The following is a 20,602-nucleotide window of genomic DNA, read 5'->3' on the forward strand; positions in this document are numbered from 1 at the left end:
GCTCAGGCTCGACGATCTCGAAGCCATCGCCGACGCCGCGGCGCGCGGCATGGGGCTGGCGTGGCTGCCCTCCTGGCTGGTGCGCGAACGCCTCGAGCGCGGCGCGCTGGTCCGCGTTCTCGGCAACGAGGGTGAGCTTCCCTACGATTGCCATGCGTTGTGGCTGCCGGCGCCGCGACTGCCGCTGAAGGTCCGGCTTGCGGTCGACGCGCTCGCAGCCGCGCTGCCGAAGCTCGTGGCGTAGCGCTGCGCGCACAGCTCCCGTAGGATGGGTAGAGGGCAGCGAAACCCATCGATCTCACACGCGGACGGAATGATGGGTTTCGCTTCGCTCTACCCATCCTACGGAATCCGCTACGCCGTGCGCACCGCGCCCGTCGTGAGCGTTAACTCACCCTCCACCATGCCGGGAGGCTCGCGGCGGTAACCATAAGGCTTAACAGCGCGTCAACGCTCCCCCAACAAGTCTAACTGTTTCTAATGGGGGAGAATGGCCCGTGGACGCATTTGCATTCGAATTCATGGGACTGGCGATGATCGCGCTGTGTCTCGTCGTGCTGGCGATGCCTGCGGCGCGGCGGCCGTCGAAGAACATGCGCTACGAGTGACGCGCCCGATGCGGCGCGCGGATCGGTGTGTGGTCAACAGGCGCCCTGCTCGGGCTGCCGTCATCAATGAAGGGGATCGCTGATGTTGGACCACGTCTCCATCACCGTATCCAACATACGCGCCGCCGAGCCCTTCTACGACGCCGTGATGGCCGCGCTTGCCGTCACCAAGATCAGCAGCGGCGAGACTTGGATCAGCTACGGCGAGCGCTGTGACGCCGATCATCCGGACCTGACCTATTTGCTGATCCGCCCCGGACCGGTGCCCGAAGAAGCATGCGGGCGGCATTGGTGCTTCAAGGCGCAATTCCGGGAGCAGGTTGACGCTTTCTGGCGTGCCGGGCTTTCGGCCGGAGGATCGGACGACGGCGCGCCGGGTCTGCGTCCCGAATATCATCCCCACTACTAGGGCGCCTTTCTGCGCGACCCCGACGGCAACCGGATCGAAGCCGTCTGCCATCGGCGTTTCGCGTAACGCCGCATCACGCGACGCGGACTTCGCGCCGCGCGCCGGTCGTCCCGCCCTCCCGACACGTCAGCCTTGCCTGATCACGGCCACGCAGCCGGGTTGCGCGGTGCTATGGTCGCGCCATCCTGCCCTCGTTCCCCTGATTCCCCGTCATGACCGAGACCGCCTCGTCGCTGATCCATCCCGGCTGGTTTGCCGCGATCGCCATCCTGCTCTGGGCCACCAGCCTGCTGCCGGAATTTCTCACCGCGCTCTTGTTTCTTCGCTGCGGTGGCCGTGTTCCACGCAGCGCCGCCGGACGTGCTGTTCTCCGGCTTCCAATCGGAAGCGTTCTGGCTGGTGCTCGGTGGCTTCGTCATCGGCACGGCTATCCGCAAGGTGGGACTGGCCGACCGGATCGCGCGGCTGCTCGCAGACCATCTCAATGGCTCCTGGTTTCGGATGGTGGCCGGCGTGATCGTGCTGACCTATGCGCTCGCCTTCGTGATGCCCTCGAACATGGGCCGCATCGCGCTCTTGATGCCGATCATCCTGGCGCTGGCCGATCGCGCCGGCTTGCCGGAGGGATCGCCGGGCCGCGCGGCGCTCGCGCTCGCCGTCGGGTTCGGCACCTATCAGCTGTCGGCATCGATCCTGCCGGCGAACGTGCCGAACCTGATCATGACCGGCGCCGCCGAGCGCGCTTACGGCGTGCATTTCGACTACATGTCGTATCTCGTGCTGCATGCGCCCGTGATCGGCATCCTCAAGGGCGTCGTGCTGATCGGCTGCCTGGTGTGGCTGTTTCCGGCATCGCCCAAGCCGATCGAGGGCGGAGCCGAGACGACACCGATGAGCGCGGCCGAATGGCGGCTCTCGATCATCCTGCTTGCGACGCTGGCATTCTGGATGACGGACAGCCTGCACGGCATCCGCCCGGCCTGGGTCGGACTGGTTTCCGCATGCCTTTGCCTGCTGCCGCGCGTGGGTTTCCTCAACGGCGAGGAGTTCGCCGCCGGCGTCAATGTCCGCACCTGCATCTATCTCGGCGGCATCCTCGGGCTTGCTGCCGTCGTCGCCTGGTCCGGGCTCGGCACCGCGATCGGCGATCTCATCATTCCGCATCTGCCGCTCGATCCCGCGCGGCCGGCGGCGGATTTCGCCTCGATGATCGGGCTCGCCAGCCTGCTGAATTTCGTCGTCACCGCCAACGGCGTCCCCGCGGTGTTCACACCGCTGGCGGCCTCGCTCGCCGCCCACACGGGCCTCAGCCTTCCCACCGTGCTGATGTCGCAGGTGTTCGCCTATGCGACGCCGCTGTTGCCGTACCAGGCCGCGCCGATCGTCGTTGCCGCCGGCATGGCGCGCGTGCCGACCAGCGCGGCGGTCAAGATGTGCCTCGTCGTCGGCGCGATCTCCTTCGTCGTGCTGGCGCCGCTCTATCTCGTCTGGTTCCGGCTGCTCGGATGGATCGGCTGACGGTCGCCACCGGAAGTATTGCGCCTGGGCGTCATCGAATGGCGATATGCTTCGCCCGATGAGTCCTGACGCGGGACGCAAGCCAAAGGAATTGACGACGCTTGAACGACACCGACGTCCAGCACTCCAACACATCCACCGCGAGGTCAGCGCACGCGCCGCTCGAAGTGCTGCTGATTTTCTTCAAGCTCGGCGTGACCTGCTTCGGCGGCCCGATCGCGCATATCGGTTACTTCCGCGACGAGCTCGTCACCCGCCGGCGCTGGCTTGACGAACAGGCCTATGCGGATCTGGTGGCGCTCTGCCAATTCCTGCCGGGGCCTGCGAGCAGCCAGGTCGGCTTTTCGCTCGGCCTGATGCGCGCTGGCTATCTGGGCGCGCTGGCGGCCTGGACCGGCTTCACGCTGCCCTCGGCGATTGCGCTGGTGCTGTTTGCCTTCGGCGCCAGCGGATTGAGCGGCCCGGCCGGCGCAGGGCTGGTGCATGGCCTCAAGCTGGTGGCGGTAGCGATCGTAGCCCAGGCGGTCTGGGGCATGGCGCGCTCGCTTTGTCCGGACCGCGCGCGCGCATCGATTGCGACGGTCGCGGCACTCGTCATCCTCGCGAGCTCCTCGTCGATCGCGCAGATCGGCGCCATCGTGCTCGGCGCCATCGCCGGGCTGTGGTTCTGCCGCGCGCAAGCAGCCGACGGCGTCACGCACATCGCGATGCCGGTGTCGCGCCGCGTTGGCCTCTGCGCACTGATCCTGTTCCTTGTCCTGCTGGTTGGGTTGCCGCTGCTCGCCCGCGCATGGCCCGGCCTCGGCCTGTTCGAAGCCTTCTACCGTTCCGGCGCGCTGGTGTTCGGCGGCGGCCATGTCGTGCTGCCGCTGCTGCGCGAAGCGGTGGTGACGCCGGGCTGGATCGGCGACGACGCGTTCCTGACCGGCTACGGCGCCGCGCAGGCCGTGCCGGGCCCGCTGTTCACCTTTGCCGCCTATCTCGGCGCCGTGATCGGCGGCGTCCCGGGCGCGATCACAGGCCTCCTCGGCATCTTCCTGCCGGGACTTCTCATCCTGCTCGCAGCACTGCCGTTCTGGGATGGCTTCCGCAAGCGGCCGGCGGCGCAGGCGATGATGCGCGGCGTCAACGCTGCCGTGGTCGGCATCCTCGGTGCGGCGCTCTACGATCCAGTCTGGACCAGCAGCGTGCACCGTCCGCTCGATTTCGGCATCGCGCTATCAGGCTTCGTCATGCTCACGGCATGGCGCACGCCGCCGCTCGTGGTGGTCGTCCTCAGTGCGGCCGCCGGCATCGCCACCGGCCTCGTGCAATCGTGAACAGCCGCCCAGGCGCTCGGCCGGCCGGATTAAGAACGCCTTCATGCCTCGCCGCCATCATTGAAGGCGTATGCCGAGCGTACCTAAACAGCCGGATCCGACCCGGGTTCCCATGCTGGACCTGCTGCGGCTCACCGCGGTCGGGGCCGTGATCCTGTACCATTACGGCTTCTGGGGCACGGCATCGCACGGCGTTCAGAAGGTGGCGTTGCCGAACCTCGCCCCGGTCGCCCAGTACGGCTTCCTCGGCGTCCCCGTGTTCTTCGCCATCAGCGGCTTCGTCATTGCCTATTCGGCCGAAGGCCGCACGCCGGTCGGTTTCGCGATCGCCCGCTTCAGCCGGATCTATCCGACTTTCGTCATCTGCATGACGCTGACGTTCCTCACCACGCTGCTGCTGGGCCACACCTATTTCCACGTGACGTGGGGGCAATGGTTGGCAAACCTGTTCATCGCGGCGCCGATGCTCGGTCAGCCCTATGTGGACGACGCCTACTGGTCGCTGGTGATCGAGGTGGTGTTCTACGCCTGGGTTGCACTGTTCCTGGCCTGGGGCATCTTCCCCCGGCGGATCGACACGATCATCCTGGCGTGGATCGCCATCACCTTCGCCAACGAGCTGACGCTGGACGTTCCGCTGTTCGAGAAGCTGTTCATGGCCGACGACAGCGGCTTCTTCGCCGTCGGGCTTCTGATCTATGAACACTACCGCGGACGACGCGACACCAGGCTTTACAGCCTGCTGACGCTTGCGATGGGCACGGCGACGTTCCAGGCCGTCCACAAGCTGGAGCGGCTCGGCGTCCACACCCACGGCAGCTTCGACCCGCGCGTCGTCACCGTGATCTGCATCGTCTCGCTCGGCATCGTGTTCGCCGCCACCCGTATCAAATCCGTGCCGCTGCCGGACAGCGTCGTCAGGGCCGTCGGCGGCATCACCTATCCGCTCTATCTGCTGCACCTGCAGCTCGGTTACGTGCTCCTGCTCCTGATGACGCCAACGCCGGGCGCGCTTTCGACCGCGCTTGTTGTATCGGGCATGATAGTGCTGGCATGGTTCGTCTGGCGCTTCCTCGAAGGTCCCACGCATTACCTCGTCAGGAACAAGCTCACGATGCTGGCTTCGCGGCACGGATGGCCCTCGCGCCTCGGCAATGCCTTGCTCACGGACGGTTGATCCGGGCTCCGGCGCCGTGCGTCTCGGCCCGAATAACCGGCACAACGCTTCGGCATTGTGCGCGACCAAGGACGTAGATGACGGGATTTCGCGTCCGCCAGCACAGGCAGAATTCTGCCGCCGCCGGGTCACCGAACTCCGCCGTCATCGCCGTATCGAACATCCGCTTGAAAAAGCCGCTGCCGCGATAGGCGTCTCGGACTGCGGTGCCCGAAAGATAGATCACCGAGGTGCCGGCAACGGCCAGGCGCTGAACGATCATGTAAGCCACGCATGCACCGCCGTGATGGAGCAGGACAATGCCGTGGTCGGCCTTGAGATGCGGTGGACGCCGATGTCACGACTGAAGAGTGTGGCTGAAGCGGACCGTGAAGTCGTGCGGCCCTGACGCTCTCGCCCCTGCAGCACACTCGGCGCTCTTGCTCTTCCGGGCCGCGCGGGAGCGCCTCGTCCAAGAACACCAATCTAGTTCGGTCGCTCAATCTTCCGTCGAAGCTCTGCATTTGTCACATCGACGAACAAATTCGGAATGTCGTCTGCGCGGTGCAACAGCCACGCCGCGGCGATCATGATGGCGATTCCGGCCGCGCTCACCACGAGCTGTGCGATCACCGCGCCGCTGTATTGGGTCAAGACCCAATGGGCGGAGAACGAAAGCAAGACCCCGAGGCAAAAGATCGGAAGCGAATGCTCGCCGCACAAGGTTAGCGGACGCAATGATCGGGATTTCAGCGGCGGCCAGTCCCGCGGAATCAGGCCATGGACAACGACCGCGAGCGCGAGGAAGTGGGTCAAGCGCAAGATATCCAGATCCGTTTTGTCGATCGGGTAGATGAATTTCATCATCCATCCCGGTATGAACGCCTCCAGCGCATGGAAATGCCAAGTCATCACGATCACGAACGCAAAAATCAGCCAGGCAATCGCTACCGCTGCGACGATCCGCGACTGGATGAGTCTGGCGATCTGAGACAATGCGCCCACCCCACACCACTGGCCGAAGACAAAGAGCAACTGCCAACAAAATGGATTGAAGTACCACGCTGTGCCCGGTGGATAGGAGGCGATGTTCCAATCGAACCATCGCGCCAGCACGTAGAGAACAATCGAAGCCAGTAAGGTGAGGTTGGGACGACGCACCAAGCCCCAGATGACCAGTGGGGACGCGAGCAGCAAGGCAATGAACAGCGGCAGCACGTCGAGATCCACGGGCTTGTATCGCAGGGTGAGTGCCTGCCCGATCAGGATATCCGGATGCTGCAGAAAATTGAAAACGTTGAATTCGTTTTCATACATCGGATTGTCGAGCCGTCGGGAGGTTCTCGCGACCTGGGCCGTGAAGATCAGGAACAGCATAATATGCGCCACGTAGATATGCGCGGCCCGCGTCCACAGCCGCTTCGCTGCGGACAGCAGGAAACCTGAAGCGATGATCGGGCCGTATATGAAACCGGCAAGGTAACCCGAGATGAAAACGAAGAACTCCGCAGCGTCGCTGAAGCCGTAGTTGCGCAGCGTAATCCAGCCGATGGCTCCGTCATTGGGGATGTGATCCAGAAATATCATCCACAACCCGAGCCCTCTGAACAGGTCAAGCCGAACATCGCGTTCGATCGTTTCCTCGATCTGGTGCGCGTGGTGGAGCTCCATCGGGACGATCCTCACTCGGCTGCTTCTGAGATCGCGATAGCTGTACCCGTCAGCCGACGGCAAGTCCGGATCGACAGGCGAAGATCATAGACATCCTTATACTCCTGCATGGCATCACCGTCCAAGTGCCGCACCCGCATGCTTGACGTTTGTCGGGTGAGCCGCATTCGTCGAGCGGAGTGGAGGCTGACAAAGCATCGCGACTCGCGAGGGTGTGCTCGGCGGCATCCCGTGACGAACTTGGACGCTTAGGTCGGGCCGACCCGGCGCATTCGGTCAGAGGCGTATGACTCACAGGCCGCGCAACATATTCGGTGTCGTCCCGGCCTAGTGCGCTATTGCGCACGGGGGCCGGGACCCATTACCACCGAAAGTGATTATTGCGCGACGCTGGGGCCACAGCCCTCTTCAACAACACGACCCTATGGGTCCCTGCTTTCGTGTTCGCAGGGACGACGGATGGATTCGTGGTGCAATCGGGCCGAAAACGCCCGCGAATCGCGGTCAATCAATTCAAAAATGCCCCGTCCCTCACCCCGCGCAGGGCCAAAATCCCTGCAAGACCCTTGACATAGCTGCCCTTTCGGCCGAACGCGTGGTGTCAAGCCGTCATGGACTGTTCATGGATCTGATTAGCACGACCCCCGACCTCGCCGCCGCCTGCGACCGGCTCGCCAAACACAAGGTCATCACCGTCGACACCGAGTTCCTGCGGGAGACGACCTACTATCCCCTGCTCTGCGTCGTGCAGATGGCCAGCGCGGATGAAGCCGTCGTGGTCGACGCGCTGGCGCCTGGCATCGACCTCAAGCCGTTCTTCGATCTGATGTCGAACGAGGCCGTGCTGAAGGTGTTTCATGCCGCACGGCAGGACATCGAAATCGTCTGGCACCTCTCCGGCACGATCCCGCATCCGATCTTCGATACCCAGGTCGCCGCCATGGTGCTCGGCTATGGCGACAGCATCGCCTATGACCAGCTGGTCGATCGCGTCACCGGCCACCGCCCCGACAAGACCCACCGCTTCACCGACTGGTCGCGCCGCCCGCTGACCGAGGAGCAACTGCATTACGCCGTCTCCGACGTCACCCATCTGCGCGAAGTGTTCGCGGCGCTCGACGCCGACTTGAGGAAGCGCGACCGCAGCGACTGGGTCAGCGAGGAGATGGAGATCCTGACCTCGCCGAAGACCTACGACTTCCATCCCGAGCGCGCCTGGGAGCGGCTCAAGACCCGCGTGCGCAAGCCGCGCGAGCTCGCGGTGCTGATCGAGGTTGCCGCCTGGCGCGAGCAGGAGGCGCAGAGCCGCGACGTGCCGCGCTCGCGCGTGCTCAAGGACGACGCGGTCGGCGACATCGCCACCCATGCGCCGACGTCGCTGGAGAAGCTCGGCAATCTGCGTTCGCTGCCGAAGGGTTTCGAGCGCTCGAAATGGGGTGCCGATATCATCGCCGCGGTGCAGCGCGGGCTGGCCCGCGACCAGGCGACGCTCCCCAAGCTGGAAAAACCGAGAAACAATTCCAATGGCGCGGCGACCGTCGAGCTGTTGAAGGTGCTGCTGCGCATGACCTCCGAGCGCCACGGCGTCGCCAGCAAGGTGATCGCCACCGTCGACGACCTCGAACAGATCGCGGCCAGCGATGAGGCCGAAGTCGGCGCCCTGCACGGCTGGCGGCGCGAATTGTTCGGCGAGGCGGCGCTCAAGCTCAAGCACGGCCAGCTCGCGCTTGCGATCGACAAGGGCCGCGTGGTGCGGGTGGATCGGGGTTAGCAAACGAAATTCCGGCGCCTTCGACCGTCGGCCAGTGGCCGAACGCGCCGCGCCGGAGCCCGGCCGGCACAGGCTGAGGTTGCGTCGCGCAAAACCAGCGCGCTTGCTAAGGCGCGGATTTCGTGTTGCAATCCCTTCACAATCGGATTGCGGCCGTTCGACTGTGCGTTTCACGACGTTGATAGCCAAGGCTTCGAGAGGCGAAACTTCGGACTTGAAGACCTTGGATATAGAGACCCGGGAATTGAACAGACAGCGGAAAGCCCGCTTGTGGCGTGGCACGTGGAAAACGTGGCCGCGTCTTTTTTATGTCTAGACTGGGAGAGAGACGATGCCGAAGGGTACCGTCAAATGGTTCAACCCGACCAAAGGTTACGGGTTCATCAAGCCGGCCGTCGGCGACAAGGATGTGTTCGTCCACATCTCGGCGGTCGAACGCGCAGGTCTCAGCACATTGAACGAGAACCAGACCGTCGAGTACGAGCTGGTGGAGAACCGCGGCAAGGCGTCGGCAGAGAACCTCAAGGTTCACTGAACGCCGCTGCTAGCGGAATTCATCTTGACACCTCCCCCGGCCGCATCACCCGGGGGATTGTTCTCGATGATCTCTCGTGCAATCGCGCGCTAAGGCGCCGGCGCGATCAGCGTGCTGTCGGTTGCCGCGCTGCCTTGCGTCCTGCAGACGTCGCCTTCGAGCTTGAGCCGGCCGCTCGCCAGAAGCCGAAGCGCCTCCGGATAGATGCGATGCTCGATGGTGATCACGCGTGCGGCAAGCGTCTCCGGCGTGTCGTCGTCAGCCACGGTGACCGCACCCTGCATCACGATCGGTCCGGCGTCGGTCTCCGGGATCACGAAATGCACCGTCGCGCCGGACAGCTTGACCCCTGCACGCAAGGCCTGGCCATGCGGATCGAGGCCGGGAAAGCAGGGCAGCAGCGACGGATGGATGTTGAGCATCCGGCCGTACCAGTGCCGCACGAATTCGGCGGTGAACAGCCGCATGAAGCCGCCGAGGCAGATCAGTTCGACCTGCTTGTCGTCGAGCGCCCGTTGCAGCACCGCCTCGAAGCCGGCGCGGTCCTTGCCGAACGGCTTGCTCTCGATGACGACGGTCGGAATGCCGCTCGCGGCCGCCTTCTCGAGCCCGGGAGCGTTGGCGCGGTTGGAGATCACGGCGACGATCTCGGCCGGAAAATCCGCAGCCTTCGCGGCCTCGATCAGCGCGGCCATGTTGGAGCCGCGGCCGGAGATCAGAATGGCAACCCGGCGCTTCATCGCGAGAGATCGAGATGACCGTGATAGACCACGCGATGCTCGCCGCTGGCCTCGATCACTTCGCCCAGCAGCGTCACGGTCTCGCCGCCGGCGGTGAAGGCCTCGGTGACCGCATCGACCGCATCGGCCTTGACGATCGCGATCATGCCGATGCCGCAGTTGAAGGTGCGCAGCAGTTCGAGCTCGGCGATGCCGCCCTGCTCGGCCAGCCATTTGAACACCGGCAGCACCGGCAGCCGCGCCAGATCGATGCCGACGCCGAGATGCTTCGGCAGCACGCGCGGAATGTTGTCGGTGAAGCCGCCGCCGGTGATGTGGGCGAGCCCCTTCACCGCGCCGGTCTCGCGGATCGCACGCAGGCAGGATTTCACATAGAGCCTGGTCGGCGTCAGCAGCGCCGCACCGAGCGTCATGACCGGAGCGAACGGCGCCGGCGCATCATAGGCCACACCGGACTGCTCGACGATCTTGCGCACCAGCGAATAGCCGTTGGAGTGCACGCCCGAGGACGCCAGGCCGATCACGGCGTCGCCCGCCGCGATATCCCCGGTCGGCAGCAGGGTGCCGCGCTCGGCCGCGCCGACGGCAAAGCCGCCGAGGTCGTAATCGCCGTCCTTGTAGAGGCCGGGCATCTCGGCGGTCTCGCCACCGATCAGCGCGCAGCCGGATTCGCGGCAGCCCTCGGCAATCCCCGCGACGATCTGCGCGGTGGCCTCGGGATGGAGCTTGCCACAGGCGAAATAGTCGAGGAAGAACAGCGGTTCCGCGCCCTGCACGACGAGGTCGTTGACCGACATCGCGACGAGGTCGATGCCGATGCCGTTGTGGATGCCGGTCTCGATCGCGATCTTCAGCTTGGTGCCGACCCCATCGGTCGCGGCCACCAGGACCGGATCCTTGAAGCCGGCGGCCTTGAGGTCGAACAGCCCGCCGAATCCGCCGATCTCGGCGTCCGCGCCGGGCCGTGCGGTGGCTCGCACCATCGGCTTGATCAGATCGACCAGACGATTGCCGGCGTCGATATCGACACCCGAATCCGCGTAAGTGAGCCCGTTTTTGCGCTCGGTCATGCCCAATTCCAGATGATAAGGGGCTGGTTACGAGGAATTCCGCCCCCGCGCAATGGCTCGCGGCAATGCTGTCGCGATACTATGTAGATAACACCCGGCCGCCGCGCAAAAGAGCCGGATATCGAGTAAAATCAGGCTTCTAGCCGGGAAGCGATTCAAGTTGAGCATTCCGAATATCATCACCCTCGGCCGCATCATCCTGGTGCCGGTGATCGTCTGGGCCATCGTGTCGAGCCAGATGGAGATCGCGTTCGCGATCTTCGTGATCGCCGGCGTCTCGGACGCGGTCGATGGTTTCCTTGCCAAGCGCTTCAACATGGCGAGCGAGCTCGGCGCCCTGCTCGACCCGCTTGCCGACAAGGCGCTGCTGGTGTCGATCTATGTCGCGCTCGGAATTTGGGGCGCGGTGCCGCGCTGGATCGTGATTCTCGTAGTGTCGCGCGACATCATGATCGTCTCCGCCGTGATTGTGTCATGGTTGTTCGACAAGCCGGTCGAGATGAAGCCGCTGATGGTGTCGAAGCTGAACACGGTGGCACAGGTCGCGTTCGCGGCTTTGGTGCTCGCCTCGCTCGGCTTCGGCTTTCAGCCGCATCCCTACGACCTGATCCTGATGGGTCTGGTCACGATCTTTACTTTGGGTTCGGTGTCCCTCTATCTCGTGGAGTGGGTGCGGCACATGAGCACGATCGAGGCTCGGTAGCGCACGATCCCGAAAAGTGGAAACCGGTTTTCCAGCGACAAACGCGAAGCGTTGGCGCAGGGATCATGCTAAAATAACGTGGTTTGGAGATTTGCGTGGCCGGTAGCGTTCAACCTCGTCAATTGGCCTTGGCCCTGCCGCACGAGGAGAAACTGACCCGCGACGATTTCCTCGAGGGGCCTGCCAATGAGGCGGCGCTGGCGCTGATCGACGGCTGGCCCGACTGGCCGAACCGAATCATGCTGCTGGTGGGGCCCGAAGGCTCCGGCAAAAGCCACCTCGCCGCGATCTGGGCCGAGATCGCCGGCGCACGCTCGACCGCGGCGCATGCCCTGACCGCCGACACGGTGCCGATGGCGCTTGCGACCGGCGCGCTGGTGGTCGAGGACCTGAGGCCGTCGGATTTCGACGAGCGCGCGATGTTCCATCTGATGAATCTCGCCCGCCAGGACGATGCCTTCGTGCTGATCACGGCGCGCGTGCCGCCGTCGGCGTTCGAGATCGAGCTGCGCGATCTGCGCTCGCGGCTCCGCGCGGTGCCGACAGTGACGTTGCTGCCGCCCGACGACCAGCTGTTCCGCGGCCTGATCGTCAAGTTCTGCGCCGACCGTCAGATGAGCGTGGACGAGCCGCTCGTCAGCTACCTGACCAACCGGATCGAGCGGTCCTATACCGCCGTCCGCCAAGCGGTCGAGCTGCTCGACACCGAAGCGCTCCGGCTGGGCCGGCCGGTGACCCGGGCGCTGGCGGCGGAGCTGCTGCGCGATGCCTGACCGTCCCCGCGGCTTGACGGCGCAGGCCAACGGAACATCAATGTCATCGAAACGTCATCGCAATATCACATGTTCTGTGCGGCCCTCGGCTAGACCGCTCCGGCCCCCTGCCCTGAATTGGACCAGCACTTGATGGACTCGGCACAAGCACCTGAAATCAAAGAGAAAGAGGCAGAGCTTCCGCCCGTCGCCGCGGTCGCGACCAGCCCCGAGAGATTCATCAACCGGGAGCTGTCCTGGCTGCACTTCAACCGCCGGGTGCTCGAGGAAGCGGTCAATCTCGGCCATCCCCTGCTGGAGCGGGTCCGCTTCCTGTCGATTTCGGCGAATAACCTCGACGAGTTCTTCATGGTCCGCGTCGCCGGCATCAAGGCCCAGGTCCGTGAGGGTATTGCCGAGCGCAGCCCGGACGGCCTGCTGCCGGCCGAGCAGCTCGTGATGATCAACAAGACCGTGTCGCAGCTCGCCTCCGATCAGCAGGCGATCTGGAGCGACCTGCGCGAGCTCCTGTCCAAGGTCGGCATCCAGCTGGTCGACGGGCGCGACGTCACCAAATCCGAACGCACCTGGATCGAGGATCACTTCCTCCACAACATCTTCCCGCTGCTGACCCCGCTCGCGATCGACCCGGCGCATCCGTTCCCGTTCATCCCGAACCTTGGCTTTACGGTCGCACTGCAATTGTCGCGGATCGCCGACGGCAAGGCGATGAACGCGCTGATCCGTATGCCCGGCAAGATCGACCGCTTCATCCGCATTCCCTCGACCAAGGAAGGCGCGCCGGCGCGGCTGATCACGCTCGAGCAGGCCACCGGCCTGTTCATCGGCCGCCTGTTCCCCGGCTACACCGTCAAGGGCCAGGGCGCGTTCCGGATCATCAGGGACTCCGAACTCGAAATCGAGGAAGAGGCCGAAGACCTCGTTCGCCTGTTCGAGACCGCGCTCAAGCGCCGCCGGCGCGGATCGGTGATCCGGCTCGAGATCGAGGCCACGATGCCCGAAGAGCTGCGCGTCTTCGTGCAGCACGCATTGTCGGCCGCGGACGATGAAGTGATCCTGGTCGACGGCGTGCTCGCGATGAACGAACTGTCGCAGCTCACCCGCCTCAATCGCCCCGACCTCGAATTCCCGCCCTACGTGCCGCGCCATCCCGAACGCGTGCGCGACCATGGCGGCGATATCTTCGCCGCGATCAGGCAGAAGGACCTCGTGGTCCATCACCCCTACGAATCCTTCGACGTCGTCGTCCAGTTCCTGCAGCAGGCGGCGCGCGATCCCGACGTGGTCGCGATCAAGCAGACGCTCTATCGCACCTCGAACAACTCGCCGATCGTGCGCGCGCTGGCGGACGCCGCCGAGGCCGGCAAGTCGGTGACCGCGCTGATCGAATTGAAGGCGCGCTTCGACGAGGAGGCCAATATCCGCTGGGCGCGCGACCTCGAACGCGCCGGCGTGCAGGTCGTCTACGGCTTCATCGAGCTGAAGACCCACGCCAAGCTGTCGATGGTGGTGCGCCGCGAGGGCGGTAATCTCACCACTTATGTGCACACCGGCACCGGCAACTATCATCCGGTCACCGCCCGCATCTACACCGACGTCTCCTACTTTACGTCGGATCCGATCATCGGCCGCGACGTCGCGCGGGTGTTCAACTACATCACCGGCTACGCCGAGCCGAGCGACATCGAGAAGATGGCGGTGTCGCCGCTGACATTGCGCAAGCGGATCATCGAGCACATCCACGGCGAGATCGCCCACGTCAAACATGGCCGGCCCGGCGCGATCTGGATGAAGATGAACGCGCTGGTCGATCCTGACATCATCGACGCGCTGTATGAGGCCTCGCAGGCCGGCGTCTCGATCGAGCTCGTGGTGCGCGGCATCTGCTGCCTGCGGCCCGGGCTGCCGGGATTGTCGGAGAACATCCGCGTCAAATCGGTGATCGGCCGGTTCCTGGAACACGGCCGAATCTATTGCTTTGGCATGGGCCAGGGCCTGCCGAGCGCAAAAGCTGCTGTGTATATCTCGTCCGCCGACATGATGCCGCGGAACCTCGACCGCCGCGTCGAGGTGCTCTGTCCGCTGCAAAATCCGACGGTGCATCAGCAGGTTCTCGAACAGATCATGGTGGCGAACCTGAAGGACACCGAGCAGAGCTGGCAATTGTTGCCGGATGGGTCCTCAACGCGTATGAAGGCCGCGAAAGGCGAAGAGCCGTTCAATCTACATGACTATTTCATGACAAATCCGAGTCTGTCCGGCCGTGGTAAGTCTCTCAAGGAATCTTCACCGCGCCGTCTCACGCGTCGTAACGAGCGTCAGCAGCCATCGTCTTAAGGGGGCCTTACGGTGAAGCGGCCGCGGAAGCGCGCTTCCAGCGTCGCTGTGATCGATATCGGCTCGAACTCGGTTCGTCTCGTGGTCTACGAGGCGATGGCGCGCAGCCTCATCACCATCTTCAACGAGAAGGCGCTGTGCGGGCTCGGGCGCGAGGTGCAGAGCACCGGCCTGCTCGCAACCGATGCCGTCAACAAGGCGCTCACCGCGCTGCGCCGCTTTCGCGCGCTGTGCCGGATCCAGCAGGTCGGCCGCGTCTACGCGATCGCGACCGCGGCCTGCCGCGACGCCAAGAACGGTCCGGACTTCATCGCCAAGGCCGAGCGCATCTGCGGCGCCAAGATCGAGATTCTGACCGGACCGCGTGAAGCGAAGCTGTCCGCGCTCGGCGTCGTCTCGGGCGTGCACAATCCGAACGGCATCGTCGGCGATCTCGGCGGCGGCTCGCTCGAACTGATCGACGTCAAGGGCAACCGCGTGCGCAGCGGCGTGACGCTGCCGCTCGGCAGCCTTGCGCTGCAGGACCTCTCGAACAAATCGCTCAAGCGCGCCGAACGCATCGTCAAGAACGAACTGCTCGGCGTCGCCCAGCTCAAGACCGGCCGTGGCCGTACCTTCTACGCGGTCGGCGGCACCTGGCGCGCGCTGGCGCGCATCCACATCATCCAGAGCGGCTACCCGCTCAAGGTGATGCACGGGTATTCGATTCCGGCGGCGGACGCGCTCGACTTCGCGCAGCGGCTGCGGCGGCTGGCGGCCACCAATATGCTGGCCAATATCGAATCCGTCGCAGATGCGCGGCGGCCGCTATTGGCCTATGCCGCGCTCGTGCTCGAATACATCATCCGCGTCGCCCAGCCGAAGACCATCGTGTTCTCGACCTTCGGCGTGCGCGAGGGCCTGCTCTACGAGATGCTGCCGCAGGCCGAGCGCGCCAAGGACGGTTTGGTCTGCGCCGCGCAGAACCTCAACCAATTGCTGTCGCGCTCGGCGCGACACGCCCAGGAGCTGACCGCCTGGACCGACCGGCTGGTGCGCGTCGTCAGGCTGCGCGAGACCGAGGAGGACCGCAGGCTGCGTCACGTCGCCTGCCTGCTCTCCGATATCGGCTGGCGCGTGCATCCCGATCATCGCGGCGAGGAAACCCTCAGCCTGATCATGAACGGCAATTTCGGCTCGATCACGCATCAGGGCCGCGCCTTCGTCGCGCTGTCGGTGTTCTATCGCTACGCCGGCCTCAGCGAGGAGAACGAGCCGCCGCCGCAGATCCGCGCGCTGGTGACGCCGGCGATGGACGAGCGCGCGCGTGTGCTCGGCGCCGCGTTCCGTGTCGCACATCTGATCACGGCGGCGCGCACCGGCGTGTTGCCGGCGACGCATTTCCGTACCCAGGGCCGCAAGCTGATGCTGGTGTTCGAGCATCGGATGGTGGATCTGGTCGCCGATCGCGTCGGCAGCCGCTTCAAGCAACTGGCGCGGCTGCTCGGGCGCGCCGGCTCGATCGTGCGGCGCTAGACGTCGTCGGTTCTGATTTCAGTCAGAACCACGACGTCCAGCTCTCTCGACGTCCACTTCGCTCGAAAGCGCTACGGGACCTCACGCCGCCTTGGCGGCGTGCTTGGCTTTCCGGAGCGCGTGACGGCGCCAGATCGATCCGATGACCAGCACCACGACGATGCCTAGCACGGCGAGCGTGATCTCGCCGCCGTTGCCGCCATGGGCGAATTGCGGCGACACGCCGACCGAGCTCAGCCAGGAATCGAGCCTGGCACCGAGCGGTCCGGCGAACAGCGCATTCAGCTTGGGATGCACGGCCGGATCGGTCGCGATGACGTCGCCCGCGATCCAGCCGAGCAGCGCGGCGCCGGCCCAGACCAGGATCGGCAGCTTGGAGAGCAGCGCCATGATCAGCGCCGCACCGGCAACGATCAGGGGAACGCTGATCGCAAGTCCGAGCACCAGCAGCGGCACGCTGCCATTGGCGGCGGCGGCGACCGCGATCACATTGTCGAGGCTCATCACGATGTCGGCGACGACGACGATCTGAACCGCGGCCCACAGATGCGAGGCCGTATGCACGCTGTCCTCGTCCTCCTGCTCCGGCACCAGGAGCTTGGCGGCGATCACGATCAGCGCCAGTCCACCGACCAGCTTCAGGTAGGGAAGCTCCATCAGGCTGGCAACGATGCCGGTGAAGATGACACGCAGCAGCACCGCCGCGGCGGCGCCGAGAATCATGCCCCACAGGCGCTGGCGCGGCGCGAGGCCACGGCAGGCCAGCGCGATCACGAGCGCGTTGTCGCCCGACAGCAGGACGTTGATCCAGATGATCTTGCCGACGGCGACCCAGAAGGTCGGGGTCGCCATCTCGTTCTTGAACTCGGTGAAGAACGCGCCGATGTACGCCGGATCAAAGATCTGCCACAGCCAGTCCACAGCGAGTCCTATTCGGCCTTGCGGCCGCCCCTGGCGGCGGTGGTCCGCCGCTCCCAGTTCATGTCGATGCGGTCTCCCCAGGAGACCGCGTCACTCTCTGTTGTTCGGCGTTAGCCGACGATCTCGTTGCCGGCGAAGAACTGCGCGATCTCGATCACCGCGGTCTCCGGCGCATCCGAACCGTGCACCGAATTCTCGCCGATCGACTTCGCATAGAGCTTGCGGATGGTGCCTTCGGCGGCCTTCGACGGATCGGTCGCACCCATCACGTCGCGATACTTCAGGATGGCGCCCTCACCTTCCAGCACCTGGACCACCACGGGGCCGGAGGTCATGAAGTCGACCAGCTCGCCGAAGAACGGGCGCGCCTTGTGGACGGCATAGAAGGTTTCGGCCTGGCCGCGGGTCATCTGGATGCGCTTCTGCGCCACGACCCGCAGGCCCGCCTTCTCGATCACCGCGTTGACCGCGCCGGTCAGGTTGCGCTCGGTGGCATCGGGCTTGATGATCGAAAAGGTGCGTTCAATCGCCATGATTTCGTCCTTGTAAACGGTGGCTGGGAGTTGCCGGGGCTTATATCGGCGCGATGGGGTAACGGCAAGCGACCCTGTGACGCGTTAGCCTTTAGTTTTGATGGATTTTCACGACAAAAACCGTCGTCAGGGCGGTCTCCGGACACAGACAGGCTGGGCCAACTTACCGCGATTTCACTCAGGTGAACCCATTCTGACAGCGCCGTGTCGCTGCCGTTCAGCTGCAGCCGCCTAGGCTCAGCACCGATCGGACGCCTTGCTGGCCCCCCATCCGCAAGCCTCACAGGACGTCTCGGGAAACGATGTCACCGCGGGCGCGTCATGCGCGCCCATACCTCGAGGAGACGATCATGTTACGCAAATTATCGCTCGCTACCGTTGCCGCAATTTCGCTCGGTGCCGCCGCGCTCGCCCCGACCTCCGCCTCTGCCTGGGGTGGTTGGCACGGTGGATGGCATCACGGCTGGTGGGGCGGCCCGCGCGTCATCGTCGGAGGGCCGGCCTACTACGGCGGCTATGGATACGGCTACGGTGGCGGTTGCTACGTGCGCCGCGTCGTGCCGACCCCGTGGGGTCCGCGCTGGCGCCTGGTCAACCGCTGCTACTGATCCATCTGTTCTGTCGACTGCTCCCCTGACTTGCTTTCGCCCCGGCCTTGCGCCGGGGCTTTTTTATGCCCGCCAGGGAACCCGGCCGCATGATGCGCTTCGCTACCTCAAGGCGAGAGTAAGGCGGAACGGAAACCAAAGTCGGGGGTCGCGACTTGTCATGGCAAGGATTGACGAAACACGCGAGGTGGAACTCGCCAAGAGAAATGCCAGAGCCATGACGATGACCCAGACCGACAACGATCCCGATCGGATTGATCGAAAGACCTGCCGTTACATCTGCGATGCCGTGGGTGAACGGCTCCAGCAAAGCATGCGGCCGGAACCCGCCCTTTCGTCCCGCCTGCAGCAGCTCCTCGACGAAATGCAACGCCAGGAAACCGGGCGCCATTAGATACTATGGGCTCTCCAGCGGCCCAATTCAGGAGAGATTTTACAGACAGACGGGTTGCGTTTGGCAGCGGGTCCGGTGACAACGCTGCATGCTCTCCATCACTGACATTTCAGTCCGGATCGCCGGGCGGCTGTTGATTGATCACAGTTCTGTGCAAATCGTGCCCGGCGCACGCGTCGGATTTGTCGGCCGCAACGGTGTCGGCAAGTCGACGCTGTTTCATGCCATCCGGGGCGAGCTCCCGACCGAGAGCGGCAGCATCGCGCTTCCGCCGCGCTGGCGGATCGGCAGCCTCGCGCAGGAAGCGCCCGACGGGCCCGAAAGCCTGATCAACGTCGTGCTGAAGGCCGACCTCGAGCGCGACGCGCTGCTGCGCGAGGCCGAGACTGCGCACGACCCGCATCGGATTGCCGAGATCCAGACCCGGCTGGTCGATATCGACGCCCACTCCGCCCCGGCCCGCGCCGCGGCGATCCTCTCCGGCCTCGGCTTCTTGACATCAGACCAGGCACGGCCGTGCGCGGAATTCTCCGGCGGCTGGCGCATGCGCGTGGCGCTGGCGGCGACGCTATTCTCCGCGCCCGATCTCCTGCTGCTGGACGAGCCGACCAACTATCTCGATCTCGAGGGCACGTTGTGGCTCGAGAACCACCTCGCCAACTATCCGCGCACGGTGATCGTGATCAGCCACGACCGCGATCTCCTCGACACCTCGGTCGATCAGATCCTGCACCTCGATCGCGGCAAGCTCACGCTCTACAAGGGCACCTACTCCTCGTTCGAAGAACAGCGCGCCGCGCGCGAATTGCTCGACGCCAAGCACGCCAAGCGGCAGGCCGATGAGCGCAAGCGCCTGCAGGACTTCGTCGACCGCTTCAAGGCCAAGGCGTCCAAGGCGCGGCAGGCGCAGTCGCGCGTCAAGATGCTGGAGCGGATGAAGCCGATCACCGCGCTGGTAACTCAGGACGTTCGCGAGATCTCCTTTCCGGCACCGGAGAAGCTGCTGTCGCCGCCGATCATCGCGGTCGATGACGTCTCGGTCGGCTACGAGCCGGGCAAGCCCGTGCTCAATCGCGTGACGTTGCGCGTCGATCCCGACGACCGCATCGCGCTCCTCGGTTCTAACGGCAACGGCAAGTCGACGCTGGTCAAGCTGCTGGCAGGCAAGCTTGCGCCGTTCGCGGGCAGGATCACGCGGGCCGATAAATTATCGGTCGGCTATTTCGCCCAACACCAGGTCGACGAGCTCAACCTCGACGGCTCGCCCTATGATCACATCCGCAAGCTGATGCCCGAGGCGCCGGAGAGCAAGGTGCGCGGCCGCGTCGGCGCGATCGGCTTCTCCGGCAAGGCCGGCGACACGCTGGTGAAGAGCCTGTCGGGCGGCGAGAAGGCGCGCCTGCTGCTTGGGCTTGCGACGTTCTACGCCCCCAACATGATCATCCTGGACGAGCCGACCAACCATCTCGACATCGACAGCCGCGCGGCGCTGGCGGAGGCAATCAACGAATTCCCCGGCGCCATCATGATGGTCTCGCACGATCGGTATCTGATCGAGGCCTGCGCCGACCGATTGTGGGTCGTGGCGAACCAGACCGTGACGGCATATGACGGCGATCTCGACGAGTATCGTCGCATGATCCTGTCGGCCAATGACGGACGGACAGCGTCGCGCGAGCGCGTCAAGGAGCCGGCAAAGCCGGAACGCAACCGCAATGAAAAGCGCGCTTCACCCAGGCAGCGGGTCACGCAGGCGGAGAGCGAGATCGAGCGCATCAACGGCATCATTGCAAAGATCGATACCGCGCTCGCGCTGCCCGGTATTTTCACGCGCGATCCCAAGCAGGCCGCACAGCTGACCAAGGCGCGCGCCGGCGCCGAGAGCGCGCTGCAACGCGCCGAGGAAGAATGGCTGGAAGCCAGCGCCGAACTCGACGAAGCCGCGAACTAGATTTGACCCGCCGGGCGGAGCCACATATTCGGTGTCGTCCCTGCGTAGCGCGCGATTGCGCTCCGGAGCA

19 protein-coding genes and 1 pseudogene are annotated in these 20,602 nt (G+C 64.8%); 14 read left to right on the forward strand and 6 right to left on the reverse strand.

The window, feature by feature from the left end; translation table 11 throughout:
- The 5 genes and pseudogenes from H8B02_RS31380 to H8B02_RS31400 all read left to right on the forward strand — a co-directional run.
- Positions 1–244 (forward strand): LysR substrate-binding domain-containing protein (locus H8B02_RS31380; protein WP_229169770.1); only part of this gene is annotated, 244 nt, incomplete at its 5' end.
- Positions 245–690: 446 nt separating this feature from the next.
- A pseudogene (locus H8B02_RS31385) lies at positions 691–1,014 on the forward strand (VOC family protein); the annotation flags it as partial.
- Between the two features lie 339 nt (positions 1,015–1,353).
- Positions 1,354–2,535 (forward strand): SLC13 family permease, encoded by a 1,182-nt coding sequence (locus H8B02_RS31390; RefSeq protein ID WP_229169772.1) that lies wholly within the window; start codon positions 1,354–1,356, stop codon positions 2,533–2,535.
- Between the two features lie 101 nt (positions 2,536–2,636).
- Positions 2,637–3,854, forward strand: coding sequence for a chromate efflux transporter (chrA, locus tag H8B02_RS31395; RefSeq protein ID WP_229169773.1), 1,218 nt, complete (start codon positions 2,637–2,639; stop codon positions 3,852–3,854).
- Positions 3,855–3,966: 112 nt separating this feature from the next.
- A complete protein-coding gene (locus tag H8B02_RS31400; protein ID WP_229169774.1) occupies positions 3,967–5,031 on the forward strand; it encodes an acyltransferase family protein in 1,065 nt (354 codons plus the stop codon).
- Here H8B02_RS31400 and H8B02_RS31405 read toward each other — a convergent pair.
- Both H8B02_RS31405 and H8B02_RS31410 read right to left on the reverse strand, forming a co-directional pair.
- Positions 5,018–5,302, reverse strand: coding sequence for a hypothetical protein (locus H8B02_RS31405; RefSeq protein WP_229169775.1), 285 nt, complete (start codon positions 5,300–5,302; stop codon positions 5,018–5,020). The two genes, H8B02_RS31400 and H8B02_RS31405, sit on opposite strands and share 14 nt — an antisense overlap.
- Positions 5,303–5,496: 194 nt before the next feature.
- The gene (locus H8B02_RS31410; protein ID WP_229169776.1) at positions 5,497–6,681 is read right to left on the reverse strand and encodes an OpgC domain-containing protein; all 1,185 of its coding nucleotides are present in this window, start codon (positions 6,679–6,681) and stop codon (positions 5,497–5,499) included.
- A gap of 622 nt (positions 6,682–7,303) precedes the next feature.
- On the opposite strand from H8B02_RS31410, the gene rnd reads away from it, so the two are divergent.
- Together rnd and H8B02_RS31420 are read left to right on the forward strand one after the other, a co-directional pair.
- Complete coding sequence (rnd, locus tag H8B02_RS31415; RefSeq protein ID WP_092113500.1) at positions 7,304–8,452, forward strand: ribonuclease D; 1,149 nt, start codon at positions 7,304–7,306, stop codon at positions 8,450–8,452.
- Positions 8,453–8,783: 331 nt separating this feature from the next.
- Positions 8,784–8,987, forward strand: a complete 204-nt coding sequence (locus tag H8B02_RS31420) for a cold-shock protein (protein WP_021079877.1) — start codon at positions 8,784–8,786, stop codon at positions 8,985–8,987.
- Between the two features lie 89 nt (positions 8,988–9,076).
- On the opposite strand, the gene purN is transcribed toward H8B02_RS31420, so the two are convergent.
- Positions 9,077–9,727 (reverse strand): phosphoribosylglycinamide formyltransferase, encoded by a 651-nt coding sequence (gene purN, locus H8B02_RS31425; RefSeq protein ID WP_229169777.1) that lies wholly within the window; start codon positions 9,725–9,727, stop codon positions 9,077–9,079.
- On the reverse strand, positions 9,724–10,797 hold the full coding sequence (gene purM / locus H8B02_RS31430; RefSeq protein WP_229169778.1) for a phosphoribosylformylglycinamidine cyclo-ligase: 1,074 nt from the start codon (positions 10,795–10,797) through the stop codon (positions 9,724–9,726). Before purM ends, purN begins: the two co-directional genes overlap by 4 nt.
- A gap of 160 nt (positions 10,798–10,957) precedes the next feature.
- On the opposite strand from purM, the gene H8B02_RS31435 reads away from it, so the two are divergent.
- The 4 genes from H8B02_RS31435 to ppx all read left to right on the forward strand — a co-directional run bounded on the left by H8B02_RS31435 (position 10,958) and on the right by ppx (position 16,125).
- Positions 10,958–11,500 (forward strand): CDP-alcohol phosphatidyltransferase family protein, encoded by a 543-nt coding sequence (locus H8B02_RS31435; protein ID WP_092113493.1) that lies wholly within the window; start codon positions 10,958–10,960, stop codon positions 11,498–11,500.
- A 95-nt stretch (positions 11,501–11,595) separates the two neighbouring features.
- A complete protein-coding gene (locus H8B02_RS31440; protein ID WP_229169779.1) occupies positions 11,596–12,273 on the forward strand; it encodes a P-loop NTPase family protein in 678 nt (225 codons plus the stop codon).
- A 132-nt stretch (positions 12,274–12,405) separates the two neighbouring features.
- Entirely contained in the window at positions 12,406–14,610 is a 2,205-nt protein-coding gene (locus H8B02_RS31445) for an RNA degradosome polyphosphate kinase (RefSeq protein ID WP_229169780.1), read from the forward strand.
- A 12-nt stretch (positions 14,611–14,622) separates the two neighbouring features.
- Positions 14,623–16,125 (forward strand): exopolyphosphatase, encoded by a 1,503-nt coding sequence (ppx, locus tag H8B02_RS31450; RefSeq protein ID WP_092113486.1) that lies wholly within the window; start codon positions 14,623–14,625, stop codon positions 16,123–16,125.
- Positions 16,126–16,206: 81 nt separating this feature from the next.
- Here ppx and H8B02_RS31455 read toward each other — a convergent pair whose 3' ends face one another.
- Together H8B02_RS31455 and ndk are read right to left on the reverse strand one after the other, a co-directional pair.
- The gene (locus tag H8B02_RS31455) at positions 16,207–17,046 is read right to left on the reverse strand and encodes a TerC family protein (protein WP_229169781.1); all 840 of its coding nucleotides are present in this window, start codon (positions 17,044–17,046) and stop codon (positions 16,207–16,209) included.
- A 110-nt stretch (positions 17,047–17,156) separates the two neighbouring features.
- Complete coding sequence (ndk, locus tag H8B02_RS31460) at positions 17,157–17,579, reverse strand: nucleoside-diphosphate kinase (protein WP_050425938.1); 423 nt, start codon at positions 17,577–17,579, stop codon at positions 17,157–17,159.
- A gap of 350 nt (positions 17,580–17,929) precedes the next feature.
- Here ndk and H8B02_RS31465 point away from each other — a divergent pair, with 350 nt between their 5' ends.
- The 3 genes from H8B02_RS31465 (at position 17,930) to H8B02_RS31475 (ending at position 20,532) form a co-directional block, all read left to right on the forward strand.
- A complete protein-coding gene (locus H8B02_RS31465; protein WP_229169782.1) occupies positions 17,930–18,187 on the forward strand; it encodes a sulfur globule protein precursor in 258 nt (85 codons plus the stop codon).
- A 160-nt stretch (positions 18,188–18,347) separates the two neighbouring features.
- Positions 18,348–18,581, forward strand: coding sequence for a hypothetical protein (locus tag H8B02_RS31470; RefSeq protein WP_229169784.1), 234 nt, complete (start codon positions 18,348–18,350; stop codon positions 18,579–18,581).
- A gap of 88 nt (positions 18,582–18,669) precedes the next feature.
- Positions 18,670–20,532 carry an ABC-F family ATP-binding cassette domain-containing protein gene (locus H8B02_RS31475; RefSeq protein ID WP_229169783.1) on the forward strand — a complete coding sequence of 621 codons (1,863 nt, stop codon included), beginning with the start codon at positions 18,670–18,672 and terminating at the stop codon, positions 20,530–20,532.
- Positions 20,533–20,602: the final 70 nt, after the last annotated feature.

The sequence above is a fragment of the Bradyrhizobium altum genome (genome assembly GCF_020889705.1).
GTDB classification, from domain to species: domain Bacteria; phylum Pseudomonadota; class Alphaproteobacteria; order Rhizobiales; family Xanthobacteraceae; genus Bradyrhizobium; species Bradyrhizobium altum.

Coding starts and splice junctions, on each gene's coding strand:
- H8B02_RS31400 (WP_229169774.1), top strand. CDS start 3,967: ATGCTGGACCTGCTGCGGCTCACCGCGGTCGGGGCCGTGATCCTGTAC.
- H8B02_RS31410 (WP_229169776.1), bottom strand. CDS start 6,681: ATGGAGCTCCACCACGCGCACCAGATCGAGGAAACGATCGAACGCGAT.
- rnd (WP_092113500.1), top strand. CDS start 7,304: ATGGATCTGATTAGCACGACCCCCGACCTCGCCGCCGCCTGCGACCGG.
- H8B02_RS31420 (WP_021079877.1), top strand. CDS start 8,784: ATGCCGAAGGGTACCGTCAAATGGTTCAACCCGACCAAAGGTTACGGG.
- purN (WP_229169777.1), bottom strand. CDS start 9,727: ATGAAGCGCCGGGTTGCCATTCTGATCTCCGGCCGCGGCTCCAACATG.
- purM (WP_229169778.1), bottom strand. CDS start 10,797: ATGACCGAGCGCAAAAACGGGCTCACTTACGCGGATTCGGGTGTCGAT.
- H8B02_RS31445 (WP_229169780.1), top strand. CDS start 12,406: ATGGACTCGGCACAAGCACCTGAAATCAAAGAGAAAGAGGCAGAGCTT.
- ndk (WP_050425938.1), bottom strand. CDS start 17,579: ATGGCGATTGAACGCACCTTTTCGATCATCAAGCCCGATGCCACCGAG.
- H8B02_RS31465 (WP_229169782.1), top strand. CDS start 17,930: ATGTTACGCAAATTATCGCTCGCTACCGTTGCCGCAATTTCGCTCGGT.
- H8B02_RS31470 (WP_229169784.1), top strand. CDS start 18,348: ATGGCAAGGATTGACGAAACACGCGAGGTGGAACTCGCCAAGAGAAAT.
- H8B02_RS31475 (WP_229169783.1), top strand. CDS start 18,670: ATGCTCTCCATCACTGACATTTCAGTCCGGATCGCCGGGCGGCTGTTG.